Origin of the sequence: Pseudomonas sp. RW10S2 (assembly GCF_014268985.1) — a bacterium.
GTDB classification, from domain to species: Bacteria; Pseudomonadota; Gammaproteobacteria; order Pseudomonadales; family Pseudomonadaceae; genus Aquipseudomonas; species Aquipseudomonas wayambapalatensis.
In genome coordinates this window covers 1-24548 of the sequence record NZ_JABWRO010000090.1, presented here as the reverse complement: position 1 = coordinate 24548, position 24548 = coordinate 1, and the positions used below count along the sequence as shown (strand labels likewise).

Below are 24548 nucleotides of genomic sequence, written 5' to 3'. Positions count from 1 at the left end.
AACCCCCCGGGGGGGGGGGGGTTTTTTTTGAAAGCGAGGAAGCTAAATCGACTTAGGCGATTTGAACTTCTTCAGCCTGCATGCCTTTCTGGCCGCGGGTAGCGACGAAAGTAACAGCCTGGCCTTCTTTCAGGGTTTTGAAGCCGTCAGCCTGGATGGCTTTGAAGTGTACGAACAGATCGTCACCCGACTGAGGAGTGATGAAGCCGTAGCCCTTCTCATCGTTGAACCACTTAACAACACCGGATTGGCGATTGGACATGTGTCTGTCTCCTTGGACAAAGTAGATTTCGGCTCAGGAATTGCCCTGGCCGGGACTGAGTGCAAAGAGAGCGGAAAATTCAGCGATGGGCCGATCAGGATCGTGCATCAAACAGATTCTCGGTGTCACGTGCAGCACAGTGGCGCCACCTTACCCCACTTTCCGCAAGCTGCCAATGGCCAACAGCGGCTTTGATGAAATTCGGATCGACGGGTGGCCCAGCCCCCGTCCGGCGCGGGATAGGGCGCGGAACTTTAACGCGCAGGCCAGGACCGGTAAGATGCGCATCTCGTTTTTTCACCTCGTACTTTCAGGACATCCCGCCATGAGCATCAAATCGGACAAGTGGATTCGCCGCATGGCGCAGGAACACGGCATGATCGAGCCGTTCGTCGAGCGCCAGGTGCGTGGCGAACAGGACAGCCGAGTCATCTCCTTCGGCGTCTCGAGCTACGGCTACGACGTGCGCTGCGCCGATGAATTCAAGGTGTTCACCAACATCAATTCGGCCACCGTCGATCCGAAGAATTTCGACGCCGGCAGCTTCGTCGACATCAAGAGCGACGTCTGCATCATCCCGCCGAACTCCTTCGCCCTGGCCCGTACCGTCGAGTACTTCCGCATTCCACGCGATGTCCTGACCATCTGCCTGGGCAAGAGCACCTATGCCCGCTGCGGCATCATCGTCAACGTCACCCCCCTGGAGCCGGAGTGGGAGGGGCACGTCACCCTCGAGTTCTCCAACACCACCACACTGCCGGCGAAGATCTACGCCAACGAAGGCGTGGCGCAGATGCTGTTCCTGCAGTCCGATGAAGAATGCGAAGTGTCGTACAAGGATCGCGGCGGCAAATACCAGGGCCAGCGCGGCGTAACGCTGCCACGTACCTGAGCCGACGAGCCGGGGGAATTAGTTTCCCTTTTGCCACTCCAACGAGGTAAGTCCCCGGCGTGCATGACGTACGCCGGCCCTCGTCAGGAGCAGCCCATGAAACTCGATCCTGCAATCAGCGCGAAGCTGGCCGTCCTGCAGCCGAACCAGATCGGCATGATGGCCTGGACTCTGCTCGCGCACCCGCATCCGCCGACGGATTTGCACGCCGGTGGCGTCCCGCACCAGCCTGATCCCGATACCCCGCAACCCCCCGAGCCTGGCGAGCACCCGCCGATGGAGCCGGGCGAGCCGACCTTGCCCGACGAGCCACCTCCAGCGCCAGTTGCCTGATCAGGCCGGCACTGCCCAGACCCGTTGATCGCCCACGACGAACAGGCGGGCGCCGGGCTCTGGTTGCACCGTCCAACCGCCGGTGAATTCGCCGAACGCCGGCAGCAGGCTGACCTTTGGGTGGAACATGAAGCACGCCAGGCGCAGGCGTTGGCGGCCACGACCGCGCAGCACGCACGCCGGATGGACATGGCCTGCGATCACCGGATGCTCAGGGTGAGCGCCGGTCTCGTGCTGTAGCGCGAATGGCGGCAGTAGCAACGGTTCGTCGACGACTTCGATAGCCAGCTCCTGCGGCGGATCGCCAGCATGACGGTCGTGATTACCTCGCACCAGGACCACCCGTAACCCTGGGTGCCGTTCGCGCCATGCAGCTACACGGGCTAGGGTGGCAGGTGCTCGCGCAGTACGTGCGTGGAGAAAGTCGCCGAGCACGATCAACTGCTGGCAATCGTAATGCTGCAAGAGCGTGTCCAGGCGATCCAAGGTCGCCTGGGTAGTGCCGCGTGGCACCGGCTGGTGCAGGGCGCGGTAGCTGGCGGCCTTGCCAATGTGCAGGTCGGCAACCAGAAGGGCGCGCCGGGCTGGCCAGTAGAGCGCTTTTCCAGGTAACAGCCACAGCGTTTCGCCGCAATGTTCGATCGCCAGGTGGTGCACGTTCAGGATTTCCTCCGTTCAGTCCCCGCAAGGTCGCTCATGGTTCGGCTCGCCGCCTTTTCGAGATCCGCCACCATCCGGGCGATGCGGTCTGCCAGTTTTTCCGTGCTCAGGGTTTCGCGCATGCCCTCGACCAATAGGGCGAAGGCCAGCGGCCCGGGCCGGCGCAATGCGTGCAGATCGAGGCGCAATCCTGCCATTTTCTGCAACTGCTGATGCAGGCGCTCGATCTCCAGCTCTTCACGCAGCACCTCGTCACGCGCCTGGCCCAGCAGCAGATTGCCAGCGTCATGCTTGCGAAACACTTCGTAGAACAGACCGCTGGAGGCCTGGAGCTGGCGCGTGCTTTTCTGCGCGGCGGGATAGCCGCCGAATATCAGCCCGGCGATCTGGGCAATTTCACGAAAGCGCCGCAATGCCATCTCGCCAGCATTCAGGCTGGCCAGTACATCTTCCAGCAAATTGTCCGCAGCCAGTGCAGCGGGCAAGTGCGCGGCCCAGTCCACAGGGCTTGCTGCGAGCAGTTCGAAGCCGTAGTCATTGACCGCGATCGATACCGACAGCGGCTGCACGCGGCTGACCCGCCAGGCGATCAGGTTGGCAAGGCCCAGATTGGCCATGCGCCCGGCAAAGGGATAGAGAAACAGGTGCCAGCCCTGGCGCGAGTGCAGGGTTTCGGCCAGCAATGTGCGCTGGGTGGGCAGGGCGGACCAGCTTGCCTGAAGTGTCAGCAAGGGGCGAACGGCATGCATTTCCGCGCCTTCGTAGCGGCCGTGGGCAGCAGCATCCAGACGCTCGACCAGCGCCTGCGCCAGCTCGCTCGACAGCGGCATGCGTCCGCCATTCCAGCGTGCTACCGCTGCTTTGCGCGCGGTGCTGCGGCGCACGTAGGCGGTCATGTTCTCGACCCTTACCAGCTCCAGGATACGTCCGCCGAACAATAGCGCGTCACCGGGCTTGAGACGGGCAATGAAAGATTCCTCCACGCTGCCCAGCGACTTGCCACCGCCCCCTTTGCTCCAGTACTTCAACTGCAGGCTGGCGTCGCTGACGATGGTGCCGATACCCAGACGATGACGCCGGGCGAGGCGCTCGCTGGCCACGCGCCAGATGCCGTCGGGGTGCGCTGCGACGCGCTGGTAGTCCGGGTAGGCGGTCAGCGAGCTGCCGCCATTGCGCACAAATGACAGTGCCCATTGCCACTGGCTCTCTTCGAGATCGCGAAAAGCCCAGGTGCTGCGAACCTCCTCGAACAGTTCGGCCGGTCGGAAACCACTGCCCAGCGCCATGCTGACCAAGTGCTGGACCAGCACGTCCATGCTCAGGCGCGGCGAATAGCGTGCCTCGATATGCCCGGAAGCCAGCGCCTGGCGTGCTGCGGCCGCTTCCACCAGTTCAAGGCTGTGGGTTGGTACCAGGGTCACCCGCGAGGTACGCCCAGGTGCGTGCCCAGAGCGGCCTGCACGTTGCAGCAGGCGGGCGATGCCTTTGGCCGAGCCAATCTGCAGGACGCGTTCGACGGGCAGGAAATCCACCCCCAGGTCGAGGCTTGAGGTGCAGATCACCGCCTTCAGCGTGCCCTGCTTGAGGCTGCGCTCGACCCAGTCACGGGCGTGCCGGGCAAGCGATGCGTGATGCAGAGCGATCAGTCCCGCCCACTCGGGATGCGCCTCGAGCAGGGCCTGGTACCAGAGCTCGGCCTGGGCGCGGGTGTTGGTGAACACCAGGCTGTTGGCGCTGGCCGCGATCTCGGCGCTGACCTGAGGGAGCATCTTCAGCCCCATGTGCCCGGCCCAGGGGAAGCGTTCGATCGCGCTCGGCACCAGGGTGTCGACCAGGATGCGCTTGTCCTGACGGCCCTGAACCAGTCGCCCGCCTGCAGGCAGCAAGACCTCAAGGGCGTGCGGCAGGTTGCCCAGTGTGGCCGACAGCCCCCACACCACCAGTTGCGGTTGCCAGCGCCGCAGCCGGGCCAGGGCCAGTTGCAACTGCACGCCGCGCTTGTTGCCGAGCAGTTCGTGCCATTCATCGACCACCACCAGGCGCAGGCTGGCGAAGTCGGCGGCAGCCTGTTCGCGGGTGAGCAGCAGGGTGAGGCTTTCGGGAGTGGTGACCAGCGTGCTGGGCAGTCGCCGCGCCTGGCGTGCACGTTCGGCACTGGTGGTATCACCGCTGCGTACGCCGATGGTCCAGTTCAGCCCCAATTCGTCCAGCGGTGCTTGCAGCGCGCGCGCGGTATCGCTGGCCAGGGCGCGCATCGGTGTGACCCACAGCACTTGGAGTGGCGCCGGTCGGCGTGCGTCGTGCAACTGTGCGAAAGCGCGCAGGGCGCCGAGCCAGACGGCGTAGGTCTTGCCGCTGCCGGTGCTGGCATGCAGCAGGCCCGACTCGCCGCGCTGGATCGCCGCCCAGACGCTGCGCTGGAAGGCGAACGGCTTCCAGTTGCGGGAGGCAAACCAGGTGCTGGCGAGGTCGGAAGGGGATGGCATCGGCGGCCGGTCTCGTCGAAGGCTGTGCTTCTACAGACCGGCCGCAGGTGCTTTGGTTTGATCGGGATCAGTTGGCCAGCAGATAGCCGCTGCGGCAGACTTTTTCCCCTGCGACATGGGCGATCACCATGCCGGTGGTGGCCATGCGCCGGACGCTGCGGGCGTAGAGCAGCCCGCCCTGGACGTTGCGGATCGGGGTCACCCGGTCGCTGAGCGGATCGATGACCTCGGCGATCAGTTGCCCAGGCTCCAGGTACTGCCCCGGTTTTGCGTGGAACACCAGCAGGCCGCCCAGCGGTGCGATCAATGGCTCCACGGCAGCCAGCGGGGTGGCGGGGTGGCGCAGCGGCGGCAATGCTGCGGGCTGACCTTCGATCACACCGCTGTGGGTGAGGAAATCGAGGATTGCCTGGCAGTCCTGGCTTGCCAGCTCATGGTTGACGTCGGCCTGGCCGCGCAGCTCGACGGTCACCGAGAGGCTGCCCATGGGGATCGGGAAACGCTTGGCAAAACGCTGCTGCAGTTGCCACCACACCAGGCTGAAGCATTCGTCGAACGACTGCCCTCCGGAGTCGGTGGCCAGCAGGCTGGCCTGGGCGCCGAGGTAGCGTGCCAGCGGCTCGACCTGGGGCCAGGCGTCGGGAGTAGTGTAGAGGTGTTCGACGGCTTCGAAATCGCAGTGCAGGTCCAGCACCATGTCGGCATCGCAGGCCAGGCGCTGCAAGGCCAGGCGCTGGGATTGCAGGGGGGTGACGGCGGGGTGGCTGTCGAGCCCGCGGCGTAGATATTCACGGATCAGCGAGAGGTTGCGTGCCGGGTCTTGCGTGAGGTGGCTTTCGATCTGGTCGCCGATGCTGTCGGACAGGTCGACGAAATTGCGATTGAAGTTTTCCCCACTCTGCAACTCGAAGCGCCCCAATGGTGCGTCCAGCAGCACCTGTTCCAGGCCCACCGGGTTGGCCACTGGCACCAGCACCACCTCGCGGCGCAGCAGGCCTTGCTGGTGCAGTTCGTTCAAGCGCCGCTTGAGGTGCCAGGCCACCAGCATGCCGGGCAATTCGTCAGCGTGCAGCGATGCCTGGATGTATACCTTGCCGCCACCGCGCGGGCCGAAATGAAAGCTGTGCAACTGGCGGCAGATGCCGGGTACGGGGGACAGCAGTTCGTGGGTCGAGTGGTGCATGGGGGGGCCTGATCTGCGCTGGGTTGTGAACGTGGACGACTGGAAATAGAAGCATAAACCAGGGATTTGTGCATGCGGGTGTGCGCAGAAGCGGCCACGGGCCTGGTTATACAGGGCCCAGCAAGCTCTGCAGGGTGGCCAGGTCGTCGGCCTCCTCGACCGGTTTGTCGAGCCGCCAGCGCAGCATGCGCGGGAAGCGCACGGCGATGCCGCTCTTGTGTCGCTTGGACAGGGCGATGCCTTCGAAACCCAACTCGAAGACCAGCGTCGGGGTGACGCTGCGCACCGGGCCGAAGGTGTCCACAGTGGTTTTGCGGATGATCGCATCGACCTTGCGCATCTCTTCGTCGCTCAAGCCTGAATAGGCTTTGGCGAAGGGCACCAGGTTGCGTTGCGCTGCTCCTGGTGGAGCATCCCAGACGGCGAAGGTGTAGTCGCTGTAGAGGCTGGCGCGTCGACCATGGCCGCGCTGGGCGTAGATCAGTACCGCATCGACGCTGAAGGGGTCGACCTTCCATTTCCACCACAGGCCCAGGTCCTTGGTGCGGCCGACGCCGTACAGGGCATCGCGCTTCTTCAGCATGAGCCCCTCCACCCCGAACTCGCGCGACTGCTCGCGTTGCTCGGCCAGGGCTGCCCAGTTGGATGCCTGCAACAGGGGTGAAAGCCGCACAGGGGCCAGGGGGTGTTCGACCAGCACGCGCTCCAGTTGCCTGCGGCGCTCATGCTGTAGGCGGTTGCGCCAGTCATCGCCGTGCCATTCCAGCAGGTCGTAGGCTTGCAGCACCACCGGCGCATCGGCCAGCAGCTTGCGGCCCAGGGTCTTGCGGCCCAGGCGCTGCTGGAGCAGGGCAAAGGGCTGCACCGCCAGGGTGTCGTCGCAGATGCCAGGCTTCCATACCAGAATCTCGCCATCGAGCACGGTGCCGTCAGGCAAGGTCTCTGTCAGGCTGTGCAATTCGGGAAAACGCTCGGTGACCAGTTCCTCGCCCCGTGACCAGATCCACAACTGGCCGTCGCGCTTGACCACCTGGGCGCGGATGCCATCCCACTTCCATTCCGCCTGCCAGTCCTCGACCGGGCCGAGCAGTGTCTCGAACTGTTCCAGCGGCGCCTGCAGGGCGTGGGCGAGAAAGAACGGGTAGGGCTGGCCGCCGCGCTGGGCGTGTTCGTCGGCGGACTCGGGGGCGATCAGCTTCAGGTAGCTTTCAGCAACGGGGCGATGAGCCAGGTCGGTGTAGCCGACCAGGCGCTGGGCTACACGCTTGGCATCCAGCCCCGACAACTGCGCCAGCGCCCGGGTGACCAGCAGCTTGGAGACGCCGACACGGAAGCTGCCGGTAATCAATTTCAGGCACAGCATCAGGCTGGGGCGGTCCAGCCGTTCCCACAGTGCCGGCAAGCGCTGGCGCACCTCGTCCGCAGGTTGCCCGCGCAAGGGGAGCAGGTGCTGCTCGACCCACAGGGCCAGGCCCTCGTCGGTATCGTGTCGGTGCTGGGGCAACAGCAGGGAAATGGTCTCGGCCAGGTCGCCGACAGCCTGGTAGCTCTCTTCGAACAGCCAGTCGGGCAGGTCTGCCAACTGTGTGGCCAGCTCGCGTAGCAGACGGGTCGGCACCAGTTGGCGCGGGCGGCCTCCGGCCAGGAAGTACACCGCCCAGGCCGCATCGGCGGCGGGAGCCTGGGCGAAATAGTCGCGCAGGGCCTGCAGCTTGGCGTTGCTCGAAGTGGTGGCGTCCAGGCGCAGGTAGAGTTCGGCGAAGGCCTTCATGTGGCGCTCTCCGACGGGGGCGTGTCGTCTTCCTCGCCGTATTCGGTGGCGAAGGCCCGAGCGTCCAGGCCCTGCTCGCACAGGTAGCGCACCAGCACGTTGACCGAGCCGTGGGTGACCATTACCCGTTCGGCACCGGTTTCGCCGATTGCCCACAACAGGCCAGGCCAGTCGGCATGGTCGGATAGGACGAAGCCGCGATCGACGCCACGCCGACGCCGGGTGCCACGCAGCAGCATCCAGCCACTGGCGAAGGCATCGCTGTAGTCGCCGAAACGACGCATCCAGCTACTGCCACCTGCCGAGGGTGGTGCCAGCACCAGGGCTTCGCGCAGCCGTGGGTCGTTGCGTGGCAGATCTCCGGCGTACAGGGTGTCGGGCAGGGCGATCCCGGCTTCGCGATAGACGCGGTTGAGCGGCTCGACCGCGCCGTGCACTACGATCGGCCCTATATCTGCGTCCAGCCCGTGGAGAATGCGCTGGGCCTTGCCGAAGGCGTAGCAGAACAGCACGCTGGCCTTGCCCTGGTCACGATTGGCGCGCCACCAGGCATTGATGCCGCTGAACACCTCGGCCTGCGAGGGCCAGCGATAGATCGGCAGGCCGAAGGTGGATTCGGTGATGAAGGTGTGGCAGCGCACCGGCTCGAACGGCGCGCAGGTGCCGTCGGGCTCAACCTTGTAGTCGCCCGAGGCGACCCACACCTGGCCCTGGTATTCCAGGCGCACCTGGGCCGAGCCAAGCACATGGCCGGCAGGGTGGAAGCTCAAGGTGACACCGTGATGCTGCACACGCTCCCCATAGGGTAGGGTCTGCAGGGCGATATCCTGGCCAAGACGGCTGCGCAGGATACCGGCGCCGGGCTCGGCGCACAGGTAATGGCCGTTGCCGGTGCGCGCATGGTCGCCGTGCCCATGGGTGATCACCGCACGGTCAACCGGGCGCCAGGGGTCGATGTAGAAGTTCCCGGGCGGGCAGTACAGCCCTTCGGGGCGGGCGATGACGAGGTCCATGGCGTTCGCGCTGGCTGGGGTTACCAGTTAGGAGCGCAGCGCTGGCCTGGAAGTTCGGATGGCGTGGTGCTGGCGAGCGGCCCGGACGAGCCGCTCGGGGTTACTGCCTACTTGCCCGGCACCAGCGTCAGGCGCTGGCTGCCATAGGCGCGGGCAAAGTTCTGCGGTTGCAGCGGCAGGCTCATGAAGCGCCCCTTGAACCAGGCGTCCAGGCCGTCACCGTAGTGAGGGCTGGCCGGGTTGCCGGACTGGCCGCTGCTGGTCAGGATCTGCAGCGGTTCGGTCTGGCCGAAGTCGACGACCATGCGCGCGGAGGCCGGCAGGCTGGTTTCGAAACCGTTGCCCCAGGCGTAAGGGGTCAGGGCCAGGGTGCTGAAGTCACCGCCAGTGGCCATCGGCGCGCGGCTGAGGCTGTCGCCGAGCCCGTGGTAGCTCGGTGCGGGCCAGCGGTACTGGTGCAGCTTGCCCCATTGCCAGGCACGCCGGTCGGCGCCCATCTGGGCGACACCGGCATCCACTGCAGCGGCCAGGCTGCGGGCGAGGATGGTCGGTTTGTCTTCTTTCTGCGGCGTGGTGCGGTCATCCCAGAACGGGCTGTCTTCGCGGCCAAGCAGGTGATCGGCCTGGGCCGAGTACGACAGCCGGGCGTTGCTGACGAACGCTTGCCAGGCCGGGGAGGACTCGGGGCCGAGCTCGTCGAGGAAGGTCTGGCGGGTGACGGCCTGGAGGAACAGTTCGTACAGCGCCGCATCGGCCGAGACCGGGCTCAGGCGGCCATCGAAGGCCTTGAGCCGGGTGAGGGCTTCGCGGGCCTTGTCGCGCTGTTCGGCGGGCAGGGCATCGATGGCCTGTTTGAGCGGCTGGGCCATGCCAGGGGCGTCGAACATGCGCTTGAGCTTGTCGGCCAGCAGGGTGACCTGGTCGTTCTGCAGGGCCATCAGGCTGCGGCTGTCATGACGCCCGTTGGCGGCCAACTGGCCCAGGCGCTCGGCGCGTTCGGGATAGTACCAGGTGCTGGACAACTGCATGCCGTAGCCCTTGGGCAGGCTACGTTGGTTGGCATGGCCGATCCAGCCGCTGGGCGGATCCTGGTCGTAGGGGTGAAGCATTGCATCGGCGAAACCGTCCCAGTCGAAGCGTCCGTCCCAGCCCGGCGAGGGCAGCAGGCCCTGGCCTTCGCGGCGATTGGGGTAGCGGCCGCTGACCTGCCAGCCGATGTGCTCGGGCTCGGCGAAGACGAAGTTCAGCGCAGCGGCGCCGATCTCGCGGGTGCTGTCGAAGGCGCGTTCGATGTTGCTGGCGCGGGTAAGGTCGAACAGCGCATCGAGGCTTTTGTCGTCCTTGAGCTGCGGCAGGTGCAGGGCCAGGCCATAGCCGTTGCCGGGTTGTCCGAGCAGGGTGCCGTGGCGGGTGTCGTACAGCACTTCGCGCACCGGGCGCTGGCCGCGCACGAAGAAGGTTTCGTTGCGCGCGCGGGCCGGCTGCCACTTGCCGTCGGCCAGGTAGGTGAGTTGGCTGCCCTGGCGGCGCAGTTGCTCGAGGAGCAAGTCCTGGTTGTCGGCCATCACCGCGCTGCTGCTCCAGGCCAGCTGGCCGTTGTAGCCGGCCAGCACGATCGGCAGGCCGGGCAGCGACAGGCCGGCGACCTGGTACTTGCCGGTATGGATCTGCACCGGGCTCAGCGCCCAGGCGGCGCGGCTGTCGCTGGCCAGCAGGCTCTTGCCGCTGCGGCTGCGCAGCGGGCCCAGGGCCAGGTTCGAGGAGCCGGGGCTGCCCAGCAGGTCGAGGTCGGCAAGCTTCTGGCTGGCGGCGGCGACGTCGTTCAGGCCGGGGATCTGGCTGGCCAGGTTGATGCCCTTGAGCTTGTCGGTTTCGCCCTCGGCCAGAGGCTCGTCGGGTGCGCCGGGCAGCAGCCAGGCAAGCTTGTCGCTGCCGATCTTCTGCGCCAGGGTCAGGGCCGAGAGTTCTTCCTGCAGGTTCACCGACTGGCTGAAGGCATAGAGGCTGAAGATCAGCGCCGAGTCTTCGGGTTTCCAGTATTCGGGGCGATAGCCGCTGCGGGCGAGTTCGGCCGGCAGCTTGTCGCGGTAGCGGAACAGATAGGCGTTGACCCCGCGGGCATAGACCTCGAAGAAGCGCTTCAGGCGCGGCGAGGCGTCGGCATACAGCTGGCCGGCGCTCTGCTTGAGGTTGGCCGCGCGCATCAGGCGATCGATGTCCAGGGCTTCGCTGCCCGCGATCTCGGCCAGTCGCCCCTGGGCGAGCAGGCGCATGGCGACCATCTGTTCGATGCGGTCGCCAGCATGGACGTAGCCGAGGCTGAACAGCGCGTCATGGAAACTGCTGCTCTCGATCAGTGGTGCGCCCATGGCGTTGCGCCGTACCGAGACGTTCTGCGCCAGGCCTTTGAGCGGCTGGACGCCGGTGGTCGGTGGCACGCTGTCCTGGTAGCCGCCCATCTGGCAGCCGGCAAGCCCGAGCATGCCGAGCAGCACGGCGCTGGTGCCGAACCGAGGGCGGAAGGGAGGAAACACGGGGGCGGCCATGACGAGGGCTCCTGGGCGGCGTGGCGGGGTCGGAAAGGCGCTAAAGGTAGGGCGGCGCGCGTCGGGCTGCAAGCGGCAAACGCAGCGCCACCCGGAGCCGCATTACGCGCCGTGGCACTTCTTGAACTTCTTCTCGCTGCCGCATGGGCATGGATCGTTGCGTCCGACGTCCTTCAGGGCGTTGCGCACCGGTTCCTGGTGGCCGTGGTTGCAGTGCGGGCCGTGCACATGGCCGTGCTCATGATCATGGTGATGATCGTGACCGTGGTTGCAGTCGGGGCCATGGACATGGGGTTGCTGGGTCATTGCGGGTTACTCCGGTTGAAAATCGCCGGGGATTATCTCACCACTGCGCGACAAGTGCAGGTCCCGTTGACTGATCAGGCCGGTATTGAGTTCGCCTTGCAGGGTGTAGTGCAGCGGATCGCCGCTTTTCAGCAGCTTGGCGAGGGGCTTGAGGTGCTGCCACAGGTTGGTGCGCGCGGTGATCTTGAAGGTACGCCGGGCATGGCCGCCGACACTGCGCCAGACACTGGTCTCGTCCTGCACCAGCAGCAGGTCGTTGAGCCGGATTGCGTACGACAGGCTGCGGATGAACAGGCGGCTGTCGTTGGGGTTGTCGATGCGCAGGTGCAGGACGAACTCCTGCTGGTGCAGGCGCGCCTTGACGGTTTCCACCCTGACCAAGTGCACCTCGGGCTCGCGCCAGTGGTTGCCGCCCCATCCCGCACAGCCCCCCAGCAAGGCCAGGGTGAGGCCGAGCAGGAGCAGGCGGGCCAGGGCATTCATCATTGATTACCGAGGTAGCTGGCGCAGCATTTCTTGAATTTCTGCCCGCTGGCACAGGGGCAGGGGTCGTTGCGTCCGGCCTTGAGCTCGACGGTCGGGTCGATGAAGTACCAGCGCCCGCCATTCTGTACGAATGCCGAGCGCTCGCGGTGCTGGTGGTCGCCCTGCTGGTCGTGCCAGCGTGCGGTGAAGGTGACGAACGCATGCTCCGGCTGCCCGCCCAGGACCTGTGCGCTTTCCACCTCCAACCCCAGCCAGGTGCTCTGTGCACTCCAGTCGGCAATGCCGGCACGGTCCAGCCCGGCCTGCTGGGCGGGAAGCGTGGTGGCTACCAGGTAATCCACCAGCCCCAGCACATAGGCGCTGTAGCGCGAGCGCATCAGTGCCTGGGCATCCGGTGCCGGGGTGCCGGCATGGTAGTGCCCGCAGCATGCGTCGAGAAGATTGCCGCTGCCGCAGGGGCAGACCGAGACACTCATGAATTCACCACCAGTACTTGCCAAAGTTTTGCGGATTCGCCCAGAACTTGGCATTGAGCCAGTCCGGGACCTGCTTGTAGTCATGTAGATCATAGGTGAACAGGCTCAGCACCTGTTCGTCGCGACGGAATTTCTCGCTGGCCGACAGCGCCAGGGCGAAGAAATCGGTGTCCTGCCAGCCACAGGCGGACAGGTCGGCCAGTACCGCGACCCTGCTGGCATTCAGATTGCGAATGCCGCCAAGCAGTTCCAGCCCACTGCGCTTGGGCAAGTGCTCCAGGCAGTCGACCAGCACCGCGAGGTCGAAACGTTGCGCCGCCAGGTCGGCAGGCAGCGGACCGGGCGCAGCCACTGACAGCTGCACCGTCGGGTGGGCTGCGGCAAAGGCCTCCAGGGCCGGGAAACGTGTGCCGACCAATAGCAGGCGCGCGGGAGCGAAGCGCTCGAGAAGGGCCGCCAGGGCCTGTTGGGGGGTACGCTGGGAAAAACCGTCGGTCATTGCCAATCCTCGTTCAGGTCGCTCAAGACTAGCGGTCCCAGCCCTGGCGGCAAAGAGGCGCGGCGTCGCGTCGTGGCTTATTGCTGGCAGAGAGGGAATAGGCGGTCTTTACTCCCAGAGCATCGGTTTTGCACCGATCCCCCTAGGAGAAGCAACGAAAATGAGCATAGTACGCACAGCGATACCCCTGGTTCTGCTCACCAGTGTGTTGACTGGTTGTGCAGGTTTGCAAAAAACCGACTGGCCGAAGTGTGCTGCCGTCGGGGGCGTGGGAGGCGCAGCCCTGGGCGCCATCGAAAGCTCCAGTTGGGCCGGCTGGGGCGCGTTGCTCGGCGGTGGCCTGGCGGCGGGCTACTGCTGGGCCCATGGCGACGGTGACGAAGATGGCGATGGCGTGCCCGACAGCCGTGACAAGTGCCCTGGCACCCCGCGCGGGGTGCAGGTCGATGCCAACGGTTGCCCGCCCGAGCCGGTCGCCGTGGTCGAGGAAGTCGTCGTGGTCGAGAAGGAGGAAGTCATCGTCATTCGTGACGTGCACTTCGAGTTCGATTCCGCGCGCCTGACTGCCACCGACAAGGAACGCCTGAACACCATTGCCACGCGCCTGAAGCAGGAAGCGCCGAGCGCTCGTCTGAGCGTGACCGGCCACACCGACAGCGTCGGCTCCGACCGCTACAACCAGAAACTCTCCGAACGTCGTGCCCACTCGGTGACCGACTATCTGGTGAGCAGCGGCGTGCCACGCAGCAGCTTCGTTTCGGTAGTGGGGGCAGGCGAGGCCCAGCCGGTGGCTGACAATGCCACGGCTGACGGTCGTGCGATGAACCGGCGCACCGAGATCAAGATCCAGCGCTGACGGCCCGCGCCCACGTCTTTAGCCGTGGCGTGGGCGCATTCACCGGGGACATGATCCATGAATACCTTGTCGAAGACGGCTGTGTCGCTGCTGCTGGCCTCCAGCCTGCTGAACGGGTGCGCTACCCACAGTGATGGCAGCGCCCCCCTCAATCAACGGACCTGGCCGGTCTGCAGTCTGCTCGGCGGGCTGGTCGGTGGCGGCCTGGGTGCGATCGAAAGTTCCAGTTGGGCGACGGGGGCCGGTGTTGCCGGAGCCATTGCCGGTGGCCTGATCTGTTATGCCCAGGATGGTGACGAAGATGGCGATGGGGTGTTCGACCGTCGTGATCGTTGCCCGGACACCCCCAAAGGTACGGCGGTCGACCACATGGGCTGCCCGCTTGCGCAGTATCCGCCTTCGACGCCCAAACCCGAGGCTCCAGCACCTGCGCCTGAGGTGATCACCCTCGACGATCAGGGCCAGGTGCTGTTTGCGTTCGACTCTGCACAGTTGTCGGCCGCTGCCCAGCAGCGCCTGCAAGCGCTTTTGCCGAAGCTCGGCGATCCCGGCGTGACCGCCATCAGGGTGATCGGGCATACCGATAGCGTAGGCACCGACCGCTATAACCAGGGCCTGTCCGAGCGCCGCGCGGCCAGTGTTGCGCAGTACCTGATCGGCCAGGGGCTGTCGCCGGCCAAGGTGACCAGCCAAGGTCGCGGTGAAAGCGAGCCGGTGGCCGACAACGACACCGACGAGGGGCGAGCGAAGAACCGACGGGTGGAGCTGCACCTGAACTGAATCGCCTCTGGCGCGCGCCCTGGCGCGGCGGTACTGTTGTGCGCACGGCCCGCTCGAACGGGCCGCGTGCACATAACAAGACAGTACAAGACAGTCGGGGGGCGGGGTATGAAGTTCATCCTGGGCCTGGGCAAGGCCCTGACGGTGGTTTTCTGGTGGGTGGTGCTGGTCAATCTGTTGATGCCGCAGCCCCTGCCATTCAATCTGCTGATCAATGCGGCAGGCATCACGCTGCTGGGCTTGCACGTGCTGGAGGTGTTTTTCTTCAACGCCAGCCTGCGCGGGCGCAGCCATCGCTGGTTCGATCGCTTGCAGATCCTGCTGACCGGCATCTTCCATGTCATGTCCATTCCCCGTCCGCAGGAGGCTTCGCGCCATGCGTAAGTTGATGTTGCTGGCCGCGCTGGCCACCCCGCTGGCCCAGGCCGAGAGTCTCGAAGTCGCTGCCCATTCGATGCTGCGCCTGCCGAACAAGGCGTCCAGCGTGCACCTGGAGCGTGTGCAGGTGGCCGACTCGGCGACCCTGCTGCTGCCGGCCACGCTCACCGCGCTGAAGATCGATCATCTTGAACTGGGACGCGATGCGCGCATTGCCATCGCCCCGGCGCAAAGCGCCTTGAGCATCGAGGCGAGCAGTGCCGTGCTGGGCGTCGGTAGTGAAATCAGCGCGCCGGGGGCGCCGGGCAGCTACGAGCGTGCGGCGCGCCCCGGTCGTGACCTCGACCTGCGCCTGCAGACGCTGGAGGCCGAGCAACTGTCGATCGACGCCCGTGGCGGCGCTGGGGCACCGGGCTATGCTGGCCTCGATGGGGGTAATGGCACGTCTGGAGGTTGTACCTGGGGCACTGCCAGCCGCGGCGCGAACGGTGACAACGGCGGCAACGGGCATGACGGCGCGGCCGGAGGAAGGATTCGCCTGGCCCTGCCGGCAGATTTCCCGCAGGAGCGCATCCAGGTACGCCTCGATGGCGGTGCACCGGGCAAGCCGGGCGCTGCCGGCAAGGCCGGGCAGGGTGGTGCGAGCAAAGGGTGCCTTGTGTATCGCACCGAGGCCGGTGCCAACGGTCGTCCGGGCCTGCCAGGGCAACCGGGGCTTGCCGGTACGGCGGGGGAGTTGATTCTGCAGCGGCTTTGACACAAGCGCTTTACGCGGCCGAGCGTTTGCGTTTCCAGGGCTGCGTCGCGGCCCTGGGTCAACGACTTCAGAACATGACGCGAGCGCTGGCCACTGCCACCACGGCAATGCCCAGCAGCAGGTTGATCCCCACCATCCGTCGGATCCTGCCCAGCACCCCGGCACCCGCCGGCCAGTCCTCGGCCTGCACCGCAGCGCGCAGCTCCGGCAGCAGCAGCGCGTGCACGCGCAGGAACAAGGCAAACATCACGATCCCGCCGCCCATCATCAGTTGTACATAGCGGGGCGCGGTCTCGAAGCCGGAAAATCGCAGGTGCAACATGCCGATACCACTTATCGCCAGCACCGCTATCGCCAGCCAGACCCATCCGAAGAAGCGTCGGAATACTTCCACCCACAGCCGCAGCCGCGCGGGCCCTTCCAGCGCTGCGACAGTCGCCGGGCGCAGTACCAGCCAGGCGAAGAACATCCCGCCAACCCAGACAAGGGCGGCCAGGACATGCAGTGTGTAGGGCAGGGCAAAGGCGAGCATCCGGATCTCCATGCGGCATAAAGGGCAATAGCGGGGTATGATAGCCGCCCCATGCGAAACACTGAAAATATATCCAGCCCTCTGGGCGCCCGCAGACCATGATCAGCAACGAACTCAAAGCCACCATCCAGGGCGCCTATTCGCGTTTTCTCGAAGCCAAGAGCCTCAAGCCGCGTTACGGCCAGCGCCTGATGATCGCCGAAGTGGCCAAGGTACTCGGCGACATCGCCTGCGATGATGAAGGCCGTCGGGCCGGCGAGCCTGCCGTGGTCGCGGTCGAGGCCGGCACCGGTACCGGCAAGACGGTCGCCTACAGCCTCGCCGCGATTCCCGCCGCCAAGGCCGCCGGCAAGCGCCTGGTGATCGCCACCGCCACCGTCGCCCTGCAGGAGCAGATCGTCTTCAAGGACCTGCCCGACCTGATGCGCAACAGCGGTTTGAACTTCAGTTTCGCCTTGGCCAAGGGGCGTGGCCGCTACCTGTGCCTGTCCAAGCTCGACGTACTGCTGCAGGAGGGTCACGCCCAGTCGGCTACCGCCCAGCTGTTCGAGGAAGAAGGCTTCCATATCGAAGTCGACGAGCGCAGCCAGAAGCTGTTCAACAGCATGATCGAGAAACTGGCCGGCAACCGTTGGGACGGCGACCGCGACAGTTGGTCGGAAACCCTCGAGGACCAGGACTGGGCGCGCCTGACCACCGACCACAGCCAGTGCACCGGCCGGCATTGCCCGAACTTCCAGCAGTGCGTGTTCTACAAGGCGCGCGAAGGCATGGGCAAGGTCGATGTGATCGTCACCAACCATGACATGGTCCTGGCCGACCTGGCGCTGGGCGGCGGCGCGGTGCTGCCCGACCCGCGCGACACGATGTACGTGTTTGACGAGGGCCACCACCTGCCAGACAAGGCCATCGGCCATTTCGCCCATTATTCGCGGCTGCGCTCCACGGCCGACTGGCTGGAGCAGACCGCCAAGAACCTCACCAAGCTGTTGGCCCAGCACCCGTTGCCAGGCGACCTGGGCAAGCTGATCGAGCAGGTGCCGGAGCTGGCGCGGGAAATCCGTACCCAGCAGCAGTTCATGTTCACCCTGTGCGAGCAGGTCGCCGATTTCCGGCCCGGTGAAGACATGGAGGGGCGTGATCGTCCGCGCTACCGCTTCGAGGGGGGCGTGGTGCCCGAGCAGATCCGCGAGGTCGGCATCGAGCTGAAAAAAGGCTTCGCGCGTCTCAATGATCTGTTCACCCGACTTGCCGACCTGCTCAAGGAAGGCATGGACGGTGAAGTCAACATCGGCATCGCCAGCCACCAGGCCGAAGAGTGGTACCCGCTGTTCGGCAGCCTGGTCACCCGTGCCCAGGGCAACTGGGAGCTGTGGACCGCCTTCACCGCCGAAGACCCGGAAGACAGTCCGCCCATGGCGCGCTGGCTGACGCTGGCCGAGAGTGGGGCGCTGTTCGACATCGAGGTCAACGCCAGCCCGATCCTCGCCGCCGAAATGCTGCGCCGCAGCCTGTGGAGCGTTGCCCATGGTGCACTGGTCACCTCGGCGACCTTGACGGCCCTGGGCAAGTTCGATCGCTTCCGCATGCGCTCCGGCCTGCCGCGCGATGCGGTGACCTGCGTCGTACCCAGCCCATTCGTGCATGGCGATGCCGGCTTGCTGCGGGTGCCCGATCTGGGTGCCGACCCGCGCGATGCGGCGGGCCACACGGCGGCGATCATCCGCGAATTGCCGAACATCGTCGAAGAAGCCCGTGGTGCGCTGGTGCTGTTCTCTTCGCGCAAGCAGATGCAGGACGTGTTCGATGGCCTGGACCGCGACTGGCGCAAGCTGGTGCTGATCCAGGGCAACCTGTCCAAGCAGGAAACGCTCAACAAGCACAAGGCGCGGGTCGATGACGGTCAGCACAGTGTGTTGTTCGGCCTGGCCAGTTTCGCCGAGGGCGTCGACCTGCCAGGTGCTTATTGCGAGCACGTGGTCATCGCCAAGATTCCGTTCGCCGTGCCGGACGATCCGGTCGAGGCGGCCCTGGCGGAGTGGATCGAGGCGCGTGGCGGTAACCCGTTCATGGAAATCGCCGTACCCGACGCCTCCCTGCGCCTGATCCAGGCCTGCGGTCGCCTGCTGCGTACCGAGCAGGACCGTGGCGTCATCACCTTGCTCGATCGACGCCTGGTCACCCAGCGCTACGGCAAGGCTATTCTCAATGCGCTGCCGCCCTTCCGGCGGGAGATCCAGTAACGGCCGGAGCATGATGCTCCGGCCCGTTGTCCATGACTCGATCAGGCCCATGAGGGCCTTGAAGGAGAGCCACGTCCACATGATCCGCCGTACCTTGCCCGTCGTTTTCACCCTGCTCTTCAGTACCCCGTTGCTGGCAGCCCAGCAGACGTTGTTCAGCTTCGTACGCCCGACTTCGGTCGTCACCGTGACCACCGAGGACACGGGCATGCCGCAGTACAACGCGGAGCAAACAGCCGAAGGCGAGGTGCTGCGGCGCGTGGTGTTCAACCCGGTGGAGCGTCCGACCCTGCGCCTGAGCCCGCAGGCCGGTACCTGGGATTGGTCGACGGGGCAGTTTCTGACGCTACGCCTGCAAAGTGCGATGGACTGGGCCTTGACCGTGGACGTCACGCTGCTGGGCAGCGACGGGCGTACGCTCACCAGCCGCATCGACCTGCCAGCGGGCCCGGCACAAACGGTGATGGTGCCGCTCAAGGCCAGTTCGCCGTTGAGCCAGGGCATGCGTGCCGGTCCACCGATGCCCTGGACGTACGAAGGACAGCGTGTGCTGTTGACCAGCAGCGAGGGTGAGGTAGAGCTCAAGCAGGTGGTTTCGATCAGCCTGAGCATTCCGCGACCCAAGGTCGCGCAGAACCTGCTGATCGAAAAGGTCGGGATACAGGATGATGACCAGGCATACCGGGCAGCCTACGGCGATCTGATCGACGCCTATGGCCAGTCCACCCGCGCACGCTGGCCGGAAAAAATCGTCAACGATGAACAACTCAAGGCCGCCGATACGCGTGAACGGCAGCAGCTCAAGGCTTGGCTGGCCGAGCGCGACAGGCAGAAACTGGACACCTACGGCGGCCTGGTGGCCGGCCCGGCCTTCGAAGCCACCGGCTTCTTCCGCACTGAAAAGCGCGATGGCCGCTGGTTCCTGGTGACCCCGCAGGGGCACCCGTTCTACTCGCTGGGCGTCAACGCGGTGGCCGCCGATGGCGGGCGCACCTACGTCGCGGGCCGCGAATCGATGTTCAAAGGGTTGCCCGGGGAGGGTGACCCGCTCGCGGCGTTCTATGGTGAGGGCAACAATGACGACGGCAATGCGTCTTCCCAGGGGCGCGGGTTCAAGCAAGGGCGTTGGTTCGACTTCTATGCTGCCAACCTGCAGCGTACCTATGCCAAGCCCTGCGCCCCTGCGGCCGAGGGCCAGCCGCCAACGAACTGCCCGGCAGCCGGTGTCGATGCCGAACGCTGGCAGGTGCACAGCCTCGATCGTTTACAGGCCTGGGGTTTCAACACCCTGGGTAACTGGAGCGATCCGGCCCTGGGTCAGGCCAAGCGCATGCCGTACACCCTGCCACTATCGATTGTCGGCGACTATGCCAGCATCAGCACTGGCATGGACTGGTGGGGGCGCATGCCCGACCCGTTCGACCCACGATTTGCCATGGCCACCGAGCGCGCCGTAGCCATTGCCGCGCGGGACCATCGCGACGACCCCTGGCTGATCGGTTATTTCGCCGACAACGAACTGGCCTGGGCGGCGCCGGGCGATGACCCCAAGGCACGCTATGGCCTGGCCTACGGCACCTTGCGTCTGACCACCGATGTGCCGGCCAAGCGCGCCTTCCTCAAGCAGTTGCGTGACAAATACCGAAACCAGGAGGGGTTGTCGAAGGCCTGGGGCATCGAACTGAAGGCCTGGGAGCTCATGGAGGACCCGGGTTTCGAGGCGCCCCTGCCCAACCCGGAGCATCCGGAAATCGAGCGTGACTACCAGCACTTCCAGCAGGTGTTCGCACAGACCTACTTCAAGACCATCTCCGATGCGCTGAAATGGCATGCGCCCAACCATTTGTTGTTGGGTGGACGCTACGCGGTCAGCACGCCTGAGGCGGTGAAGGCCTGCGCCGAGTTCTGCGATGTGCTCAGTTTCAACTTCTATACCCTCAAGCCCGAGGATGGCTACGACTTCGCCCGGTTGGTCGAGCTGGACAAACCGGTGCTGGTCTCGGAGTTCCAGTTTGGCTCCCGGGACCGTGGCCCTTTCTGGCCAGGGCCGCTCGAGGTGGCGCGTGAAGAGGACCGTGGGCCTGCCTACGGCAATTTCCTCAAGGCAGCCCTGGCTCAGCCGATGATCGTTGGCGCTCACTGGTTCCAATACCTTGACCAGCCCGCCAGCGGGCGCCTGCTCGATGGGGAGAATGGGCATCTGGGCTTGGTCGCTATCACCGATGTGGCGTATTCGGGTTTTGTCGAGGCCGTGCGTCGGAGCAACCAGCAGGCCCTGGAGCAATTGCGCGCGGGGCTTGAGGTCAAGGCGCCCTGAAGGTGACAGTTTGGTTCAGCCAAACCCCAAGGTTTTCCTTACAACCTTCCAGCCACATTCAGTATGCAAACCCGCCAACTACTGAAACAATGCACGACTTTGTAAGACAGGTCGTACGGAGAGTAGGCGGGTGCAGATCCAGGGTCACTATGAGCTGAAGTTCGAAGCGGTGCGCGAGGCATTTGCGGCATTGTTCAATGATCCCCAGGAGCGTGGCGCGGCGCTGTGCATCCAGGTAGGGGGCGAAACCGTCATCGATCTTTGGGCTGGAAGTGCCGACAAGGACGGCCAGCAGGCCTGGCACAGCGATACCATCGCCAACCTGTTCTCCTGCACCAAGACCTTCACTGCCGTGACTGCGTTGCAACTGGTGGGCGAGGGCAAGCTGGCCCTGGACCTTCCGGTGATTCGGTACTGGCCGGAGTTTGCCCAGGCGGGCAAGGAAGGCATCACCCTGCGTCAGTTGCTCAGCCATCGCGCCGGCCTGCCTGCAATCCGTGAGCTGTTGCCCGCCGAGGCCCTCTACGACTGGCAGGTCATGGTCGATGCCTTGGCTGCCGAAACCCCGTGGTGGACCCCTGGCAGCGAACATGGCTATGCCGCTATCACCTATGGCTGGCTGATCGGTGAACTGATCAGCCGCGCCGATGGCCGCGGCCCTGGTGACTCGATCGTTGCCCGCACTGCGCGCCCGTTGGGCCTGGACTTCCACGTGGGGCTAGCCGATGAGGAGTTCCACCGCGTGGCGCATATCGCCCGTGGCAAGGGTAATCCTGGTGATGCCGCCGCCCAGCGCTTGCTGCAGGTGACCATGCGCGAGCCCGAGGCGTTGTCGACCCGCGCCTTCACCAACCCGCCGGCAATCCTCACCAGCACCAACAAACCGGAGTGGCGACGCATGCAGCAACCGGCTGCCAATGGCCACGGCAATGCCCGCAGCCTGGCGGGTTTCTATGCCGGCCTGCTCGATGGCAGCCTGCTGGAATCCGAACTGCTCGATGAGCTGACCCGCGAGCACAGCCTTGGACAGGATCGCACGCTGTTGACCCAGACCCGTTTTGGCCTGGGCTGCATGCTCGACCAGCCGGATGTCGCCAACGCCACCTTCGGTCTGGGGGCTCGGGCCTTTGGTCATCCGGGGGCGGGCGGATCGGTTGGTTTCGCCGACCCTGAGCACGACGTGGCCTTCGGCTTCGTCACCAATACCCTGGGCCCTTACGTATTGATGGACCCCCGTGCGCAGAAGCTGGTACGGGTACTGGGCAGTTGCCTTTGATCGGGTAATGCGGGTAATGCCCGATCCCTTTGACTATCCTCAATGCCAACGCCTCGCGTGCGTGGGCAAAATTTCTTTCTAATTCATGGTGTATCGCTGATGTCCTCACAAAAAACCTTAGCACTTGCCCTGTGCCTGGCCATGACCGGCTGCGCCAGCCACTCCCAGGACGCCTCGAAGGACGGTGGCCTCAGCTGGTGGCCGTTCGGTTCGGACAAGGTTGCCGAACAGGACGTGAAGGACGCGGTGACCGAGAAGGTCGCCCAGGCCGATGCCAAGTCCGAAAGCAGCAGCCGCTGGTGGTGGCCGTTCGGCTCCAGCGACAAGCAGGCCGAGGCGCCCGCGGTACCCAAGATCGACCAGAAGGCTACCCAGGCCTGGCTGGACGAGTATGAACCGAAGCTGCGCGAGGCGGCCAAAGACAGCAAGCTTGAAGTCGAGCGTCGTGACAACGTGCTTGCAGTGACCCTGCCGGTCGACGGCTCCTACAACCCGGACCGCCCGAACATGCTGCTGCCGTCTTCTCTGGGCCCGATCACCCGCGTGGCCAAGATCGTCGAAGGCGATCCGAAGACTGCCGTGCTCGTGCTCGGTCACGCTGACACCAGCGGTGTTGCAGTTGCCAATCAGAAGCTCAGCCTCGAGCGTGCAGCCTCGGTCTCGGCGATTTTCCGCTTGAGCGGCCTGCAGCGTGACCGCCTGACCCTCAAGGGCATGGGCGCAGTGATGCCGCGTGCCGCCAACGACAGCGTCGAGGGCCGTGCCTTGAACCGCCGGGTGGAAATGCTGCTGACGCCGCAGAACACCATGGTTGCGCTGTTGGCCAAGTACCAGCAGGCCGCGCCAGCGTCCGTACCGGCAGCGATGGTCGCCACCCAGGACGCCAAGGCCGTTGAGGCCAAACCGGCCGCCAAGCCAACTGCCAAGGCTGCCGGCAAACCGGCTGCGAAGAAGGCCGTGGCGAAAACCGCAGCCAAGCCAGCCGCGAAAAAACCAGCGGCCAAGCCAGCAGCGAAGAAGGCAGCTCCAGCTGCCGACAAGAAAGTCGCCGCCAACAGCCCTGCGAAGACCAATTGATCGTCTGAGGAAACGCAGTCATGACTCAATCCCTGGCCGATATGCGCCGCGACTACACCCGTGATGGCCTGGCCGAGGCCCAGGCCCCGGGCGAGCCGTTCGCGCTGTTCCATCACTGGTTTGGCGAGGCGGTGAAGACCGAGCAGCCACCGGTGGAGGCCAACGCCATGACCCTCGCCACCGTCGATGGCGAGGGGCGTCCGCACTGTCGTGTGCTGTTGCTCAAGGGGCTCGATGAGCGCGGCTTCACCTTTTTCACCAACTATGACAGTGCCAAGGGCCAGCAACTGCTGGCCAACCCGTTCGCGGCCATGACCTTTTTCTGGCCAGCGCTCGAGCGCCAGGTACGGATCGAGGGACGGGTGGAAAAGGTCAGCGCTCAGGAGTCGGACGACTACTACCAGGTACGTCCGCTGGGCAGCCGTCTGGGCGCCTGGGCGTCGCCGCAAAGCCGGGTGATTGCCGATCGTGCCGAGCTCGAAGGGTTGGTCAAGGCCACCGAGGCGCGGTTCTCCGACACCCAGCCGCATTGCCCGGAACATTGGGGCGGCTACCGCCTGCTGCCTGAACGGATCGAATTCTGGCAGGGGCGCTCCAGTCGCTTGCACGATCGCCTCAATTACCGCCTGGTCGATGGTCAGTGGCTGCGTGAGCGGCTGGCACCGTGATCATCAGGGGCCGCTTGCGGCCCCGCCATTGCTCGGCAGGACGTGGTCCCCATCCAGCCATTCAGCGGCAAAATACCGACCTGCAACGCCTGTCACTGCGACGATGAAGTAATCCACGACTATTCTTGGTCTCATTGGTGAAGTGGGCGGCAAGTCGCTTGGCGCCTGTACTCGAGCTGAATGAAAACAATTTAATAACGTTTGTGTCGTGACACCCATCTACACGGGGAGTCTAATGGACACCTGACTTATGGAGATTCCCCATGCGTAAATCCGTTTTGATGGTGGCGAGCTTCACCACCATGGCGCTGTTGCTCGGCGGCTGCCAGTCCAGCCTGACCGGTGACAGCTATTCCCGAGATGAAGCCCGTCGCGTGCAGACCGTGCGCATGGGCACCATCGAATCCCTGCGCCCGGTCAAGATCGAGGGTACCAAGACGCCGATCGGTGGTGGTGCCGGCGCCATCGTCGGTGGTGTCGCGGGCAGTGCCGTCGGCGGTGGTCGTGGCAGTATCGTCGCTGCGGTGATCGGCGCCGTGGCCGGTGGCCTGGCAGGTTCGGCTGCTGAAGAAGGCCTGACCCGCACCCAGGGCGTTGAAATTACCGTGCGTGAAGACGACGGCAGCATGCGCGCATACGTGCAGCAAGTGCAGCAGAACGAGATCTTCCGCGTGGGCGAGCGCGTGCGCATCATGACCGTCGACGGCACCAGCCGCGTCACTCACTGATTTCGCAGCGCAAAGAAAACCCC

Annotated in this window: 24 protein-coding genes; 12 read left to right on the top strand and 12 right to left on the bottom strand. The window is 65.2% G+C overall.

What is annotated here, in order from left to right:
• Positions 1-52: 52 nt before the first annotated feature.
• A complete protein-coding gene (locus tag HU729_RS18435) occupies positions 53-262 on the bottom strand; it encodes a cold-shock protein (protein WP_003254922.1) in 210 nt (69 codons plus the stop codon).
• A 325-nt stretch (positions 263-587) separates the two neighbouring features.
• On the opposite strand from HU729_RS18435, the gene dcd reads away from it, so the two are divergent.
• Positions 588-1154, top strand: coding sequence for a dCTP deaminase (dcd, locus tag HU729_RS18430; RefSeq protein ID WP_003258001.1), 567 nt, complete (start codon positions 588-590; stop codon positions 1152-1154).
• A gap of 96 nt (positions 1155-1250) precedes the next feature.
• A complete protein-coding gene (locus HU729_RS18425) occupies positions 1251-1487 on the top strand; it encodes a hypothetical protein (RefSeq protein ID WP_054891778.1) in 237 nt (78 codons plus the stop codon).
• Here HU729_RS18425 and pdeM read toward each other — a convergent pair whose 3' ends face one another.
• The 10 genes from pdeM to HU729_RS18375 form a co-directional block, all read right to left on the bottom strand.
• A complete protein-coding gene (pdeM, locus tag HU729_RS18420) occupies positions 1488-2144 on the bottom strand; it encodes a ligase-associated DNA damage response endonuclease PdeM (protein WP_186711181.1) in 657 nt (218 codons plus the stop codon).
• 2 nt (positions 2145-2146) lie between these two features.
• Complete coding sequence (locus tag HU729_RS18415) at positions 2147-4633, bottom strand: ligase-associated DNA damage response DEXH box helicase (RefSeq protein WP_186711180.1); 2487 nt, start codon at positions 4631-4633, stop codon at positions 2147-2149.
• 67 nt (positions 4634-4700) lie between these two features.
• Complete coding sequence (locus HU729_RS18410) at positions 4701-5816, bottom strand: succinylglutamate desuccinylase/aspartoacylase family protein (RefSeq protein WP_186711179.1); 1116 nt, start codon at positions 5814-5816, stop codon at positions 4701-4703.
• A gap of 106 nt (positions 5817-5922) precedes the next feature.
• Positions 5923-7587 carry an ATP-dependent DNA ligase gene (locus HU729_RS18405; RefSeq protein WP_186711177.1) on the bottom strand — a complete coding sequence of 555 codons (1665 nt, stop codon included), beginning with the start codon at positions 7585-7587 and terminating at the stop codon, positions 5923-5925.
• Positions 7584-8600 carry a ligase-associated DNA damage response exonuclease gene (locus tag HU729_RS18400; protein WP_186711175.1) on the bottom strand — a complete coding sequence of 339 codons (1017 nt, stop codon included), beginning with the start codon at positions 8598-8600 and terminating at the stop codon, positions 7584-7586. Before HU729_RS18400 ends, HU729_RS18405 begins: the two co-directional genes overlap by 4 nt.
• Positions 8601-8707: 107 nt before the next feature.
• Positions 8708-11146 (bottom strand): penicillin acylase family protein, encoded by a 2439-nt coding sequence (locus HU729_RS18395; RefSeq protein ID WP_186711173.1) that lies wholly within the window; start codon positions 11144-11146, stop codon positions 8708-8710.
• A 102-nt stretch (positions 11147-11248) separates the two neighbouring features.
• Positions 11249-11452, bottom strand: a complete 204-nt coding sequence (locus HU729_RS18390; RefSeq protein WP_186668487.1) for an SEC-C metal-binding domain-containing protein — start codon at positions 11450-11452, stop codon at positions 11249-11251.
• Positions 11453-11458: 6 nt separating this feature from the next.
• Positions 11459-11935, bottom strand: a complete 477-nt coding sequence (locus tag HU729_RS18385) for an LEA type 2 family protein (protein WP_186668485.1) — start codon at positions 11933-11935, stop codon at positions 11459-11461.
• Positions 11935-12414, bottom strand: a complete 480-nt coding sequence (locus HU729_RS18380; protein WP_186711171.1) for a YchJ family protein — start codon at positions 12412-12414, stop codon at positions 11935-11937. The genes HU729_RS18385 and HU729_RS18380 overlap by 1 nt, the downstream gene beginning before the upstream one ends.
• A gap of 4 nt (positions 12415-12418) precedes the next feature.
• Positions 12419-12913: a DUF6231 family protein gene (locus HU729_RS18375; protein ID WP_186668481.1), complete on the bottom strand. Its 495-nt coding sequence runs from the start codon at positions 12911-12913 to the stop codon at positions 12419-12421.
• Positions 12914-13073: 160 nt separating this feature from the next.
• Between HU729_RS18375 and HU729_RS18370 the strand changes: the two genes are divergently transcribed.
• The 4 genes from HU729_RS18370 (at position 13074) to HU729_RS18355 (ending at position 15684) form a co-directional block, all read left to right on the top strand.
• A complete protein-coding gene (locus HU729_RS18370) occupies positions 13074-13769 on the top strand; it encodes an OmpA family protein (protein ID WP_186668479.1) in 696 nt (231 codons plus the stop codon).
• Positions 13770-13826: 57 nt separating this feature from the next.
• Positions 13827-14549, top strand: a complete 723-nt coding sequence (locus tag HU729_RS18365; protein ID WP_186668477.1) for an OmpA family protein — start codon at positions 13827-13829, stop codon at positions 14547-14549.
• 108 nt (positions 14550-14657) lie between these two features.
• Positions 14658-14933 (top strand): DUF1145 domain-containing protein, encoded by a 276-nt coding sequence (locus HU729_RS18360; RefSeq protein WP_054891766.1) that lies wholly within the window; start codon positions 14658-14660, stop codon positions 14931-14933.
• Positions 14926-15684 carry a collagen-like protein gene (locus tag HU729_RS18355; protein WP_186668475.1) on the top strand — a complete coding sequence of 253 codons (759 nt, stop codon included), beginning with the start codon at positions 14926-14928 and terminating at the stop codon, positions 15682-15684. The genes HU729_RS18360 and HU729_RS18355 overlap by 8 nt, the downstream gene beginning before the upstream one ends.
• Positions 15685-15751: 67 nt before the next feature.
• Here the strand turns inward: HU729_RS18355 and HU729_RS18350 are convergent, their stop codons facing one another.
• Positions 15752-16216: a CopD family protein gene (locus HU729_RS18350; protein WP_186668473.1), complete on the bottom strand. Its 465-nt coding sequence runs from the start codon at positions 16214-16216 to the stop codon at positions 15752-15754.
• 98 nt (positions 16217-16314) lie between these two features.
• Between HU729_RS18350 and dinG the strand changes: the two genes are divergently transcribed.
• The 6 genes from dinG (at position 16315) to HU729_RS18320 (ending at position 24525) form a co-directional block, all read left to right on the top strand.
• Positions 16315-18459 carry an ATP-dependent DNA helicase DinG gene (dinG, locus tag HU729_RS18345; protein WP_054891763.1) on the top strand — a complete coding sequence of 715 codons (2145 nt, stop codon included), beginning with the start codon at positions 16315-16317 and terminating at the stop codon, positions 18457-18459.
• A 79-nt stretch (positions 18460-18538) separates the two neighbouring features.
• Positions 18539-20776 carry a beta-galactosidase gene (locus tag HU729_RS18340; protein ID WP_186711170.1) on the top strand — a complete coding sequence of 746 codons (2238 nt, stop codon included), beginning with the start codon at positions 18539-18541 and terminating at the stop codon, positions 20774-20776.
• Positions 20777-20906: 130 nt separating this feature from the next.
• Positions 20907-22052 (top strand): serine hydrolase, encoded by a 1146-nt coding sequence (locus tag HU729_RS18335; protein ID WP_186711169.1) that lies wholly within the window; start codon positions 20907-20909, stop codon positions 22050-22052.
• Positions 22053-22151: 99 nt separating this feature from the next.
• A complete protein-coding gene (locus HU729_RS18330; RefSeq protein WP_186711168.1) occupies positions 22152-23129 on the top strand; it encodes an OmpA family protein in 978 nt (325 codons plus the stop codon).
• Positions 23130-23149: 20 nt separating this feature from the next.
• Entirely contained in the window at positions 23150-23797 is a 648-nt protein-coding gene (pdxH, locus tag HU729_RS18325) for a pyridoxamine 5'-phosphate oxidase (RefSeq protein WP_186711167.1), read from the top strand.
• A 263-nt stretch (positions 23798-24060) separates the two neighbouring features.
• A complete protein-coding gene (locus HU729_RS18320; RefSeq protein WP_054891758.1) occupies positions 24061-24525 on the top strand; it encodes a glycine zipper 2TM domain-containing protein in 465 nt (154 codons plus the stop codon).
• The last annotated feature ends 23 nt before the right edge of the window (positions 24526-24548 follow it).

Bases quoted from the DNA above. Each gene is read 5' to 3' on its own strand.
- HU729_RS18435 (WP_003254922.1), bottom strand. From the start codon at position 262: ATGTCCAATCGCCAATCCGGTGTTGTTAAGTGGTTCAACGATGAGAAG.
- dcd (WP_003258001.1), top strand. From the start codon at position 588: ATGAGCATCAAATCGGACAAGTGGATTCGCCGCATGGCGCAGGAACAC.
- HU729_RS18425 (WP_054891778.1), top strand. From the start codon at position 1,251: ATGAAACTCGATCCTGCAATCAGCGCGAAGCTGGCCGTCCTGCAGCCG.
- HU729_RS18415 (WP_186711180.1), bottom strand. From the start codon at position 4,633: ATGCCATCCCCTTCCGACCTCGCCAGCACCTGGTTTGCCTCCCGCAAC.
- HU729_RS18410 (WP_186711179.1), bottom strand. From the start codon at position 5,816: ATGCACCACTCGACCCACGAACTGCTGTCCCCCGTACCCGGCATCTGC.
- HU729_RS18405 (WP_186711177.1), bottom strand. From the start codon at position 7,587: ATGAAGGCCTTCGCCGAACTCTACCTGCGCCTGGACGCCACCACTTCG.
- HU729_RS18400 (WP_186711175.1), bottom strand. From the start codon at position 8,600: ATGGACCTCGTCATCGCCCGCCCCGAAGGGCTGTACTGCCCGCCCGGG.
- HU729_RS18395 (WP_186711173.1), bottom strand. From the start codon at position 11,146: ATGGCCGCCCCCGTGTTTCCTCCCTTCCGCCCTCGGTTCGGCACCAGC.
- HU729_RS18390 (WP_186668487.1), bottom strand. From the start codon at position 11,452: ATGACCCAGCAACCCCATGTCCATGGCCCCGACTGCAACCACGGTCAC.
- HU729_RS18385 (WP_186668485.1), bottom strand. From the start codon at position 11,935: ATGAATGCCCTGGCCCGCCTGCTCCTGCTCGGCCTCACCCTGGCCTTG.
- HU729_RS18380 (WP_186711171.1), bottom strand. From the start codon at position 12,414: ATGAGTGTCTCGGTCTGCCCCTGCGGCAGCGGCAATCTTCTCGACGCA.
- HU729_RS18375 (WP_186668481.1), bottom strand. From the start codon at position 12,913: ATGACCGACGGTTTTTCCCAGCGTACCCCCCAACAGGCCCTGGCGGCC.
- HU729_RS18370 (WP_186668479.1), top strand. From the start codon at position 13,074: ATGAGCATAGTACGCACAGCGATACCCCTGGTTCTGCTCACCAGTGTG.
- HU729_RS18365 (WP_186668477.1), top strand. From the start codon at position 13,827: ATGAATACCTTGTCGAAGACGGCTGTGTCGCTGCTGCTGGCCTCCAGC.
- HU729_RS18360 (WP_054891766.1), top strand. From the start codon at position 14,658: ATGAAGTTCATCCTGGGCCTGGGCAAGGCCCTGACGGTGGTTTTCTGG.
- HU729_RS18355 (WP_186668475.1), top strand. From the start codon at position 14,926: ATGCGTAAGTTGATGTTGCTGGCCGCGCTGGCCACCCCGCTGGCCCAG.
- HU729_RS18350 (WP_186668473.1), bottom strand. From the start codon at position 16,216: ATGCTCGCCTTTGCCCTGCCCTACACACTGCATGTCCTGGCCGCCCTT.
- dinG (WP_054891763.1), top strand. From the start codon at position 16,315: ATGATCAGCAACGAACTCAAAGCCACCATCCAGGGCGCCTATTCGCGT.
- HU729_RS18340 (WP_186711170.1), top strand. From the start codon at position 18,539: ATGATCCGCCGTACCTTGCCCGTCGTTTTCACCCTGCTCTTCAGTACC.
- HU729_RS18330 (WP_186711168.1), top strand. From the start codon at position 22,152: ATGTCCTCACAAAAAACCTTAGCACTTGCCCTGTGCCTGGCCATGACC.
- pdxH (WP_186711167.1), top strand. From the start codon at position 23,150: ATGACTCAATCCCTGGCCGATATGCGCCGCGACTACACCCGTGATGGC.
- HU729_RS18320 (WP_054891758.1), top strand. From the start codon at position 24,061: ATGCGTAAATCCGTTTTGATGGTGGCGAGCTTCACCACCATGGCGCTG.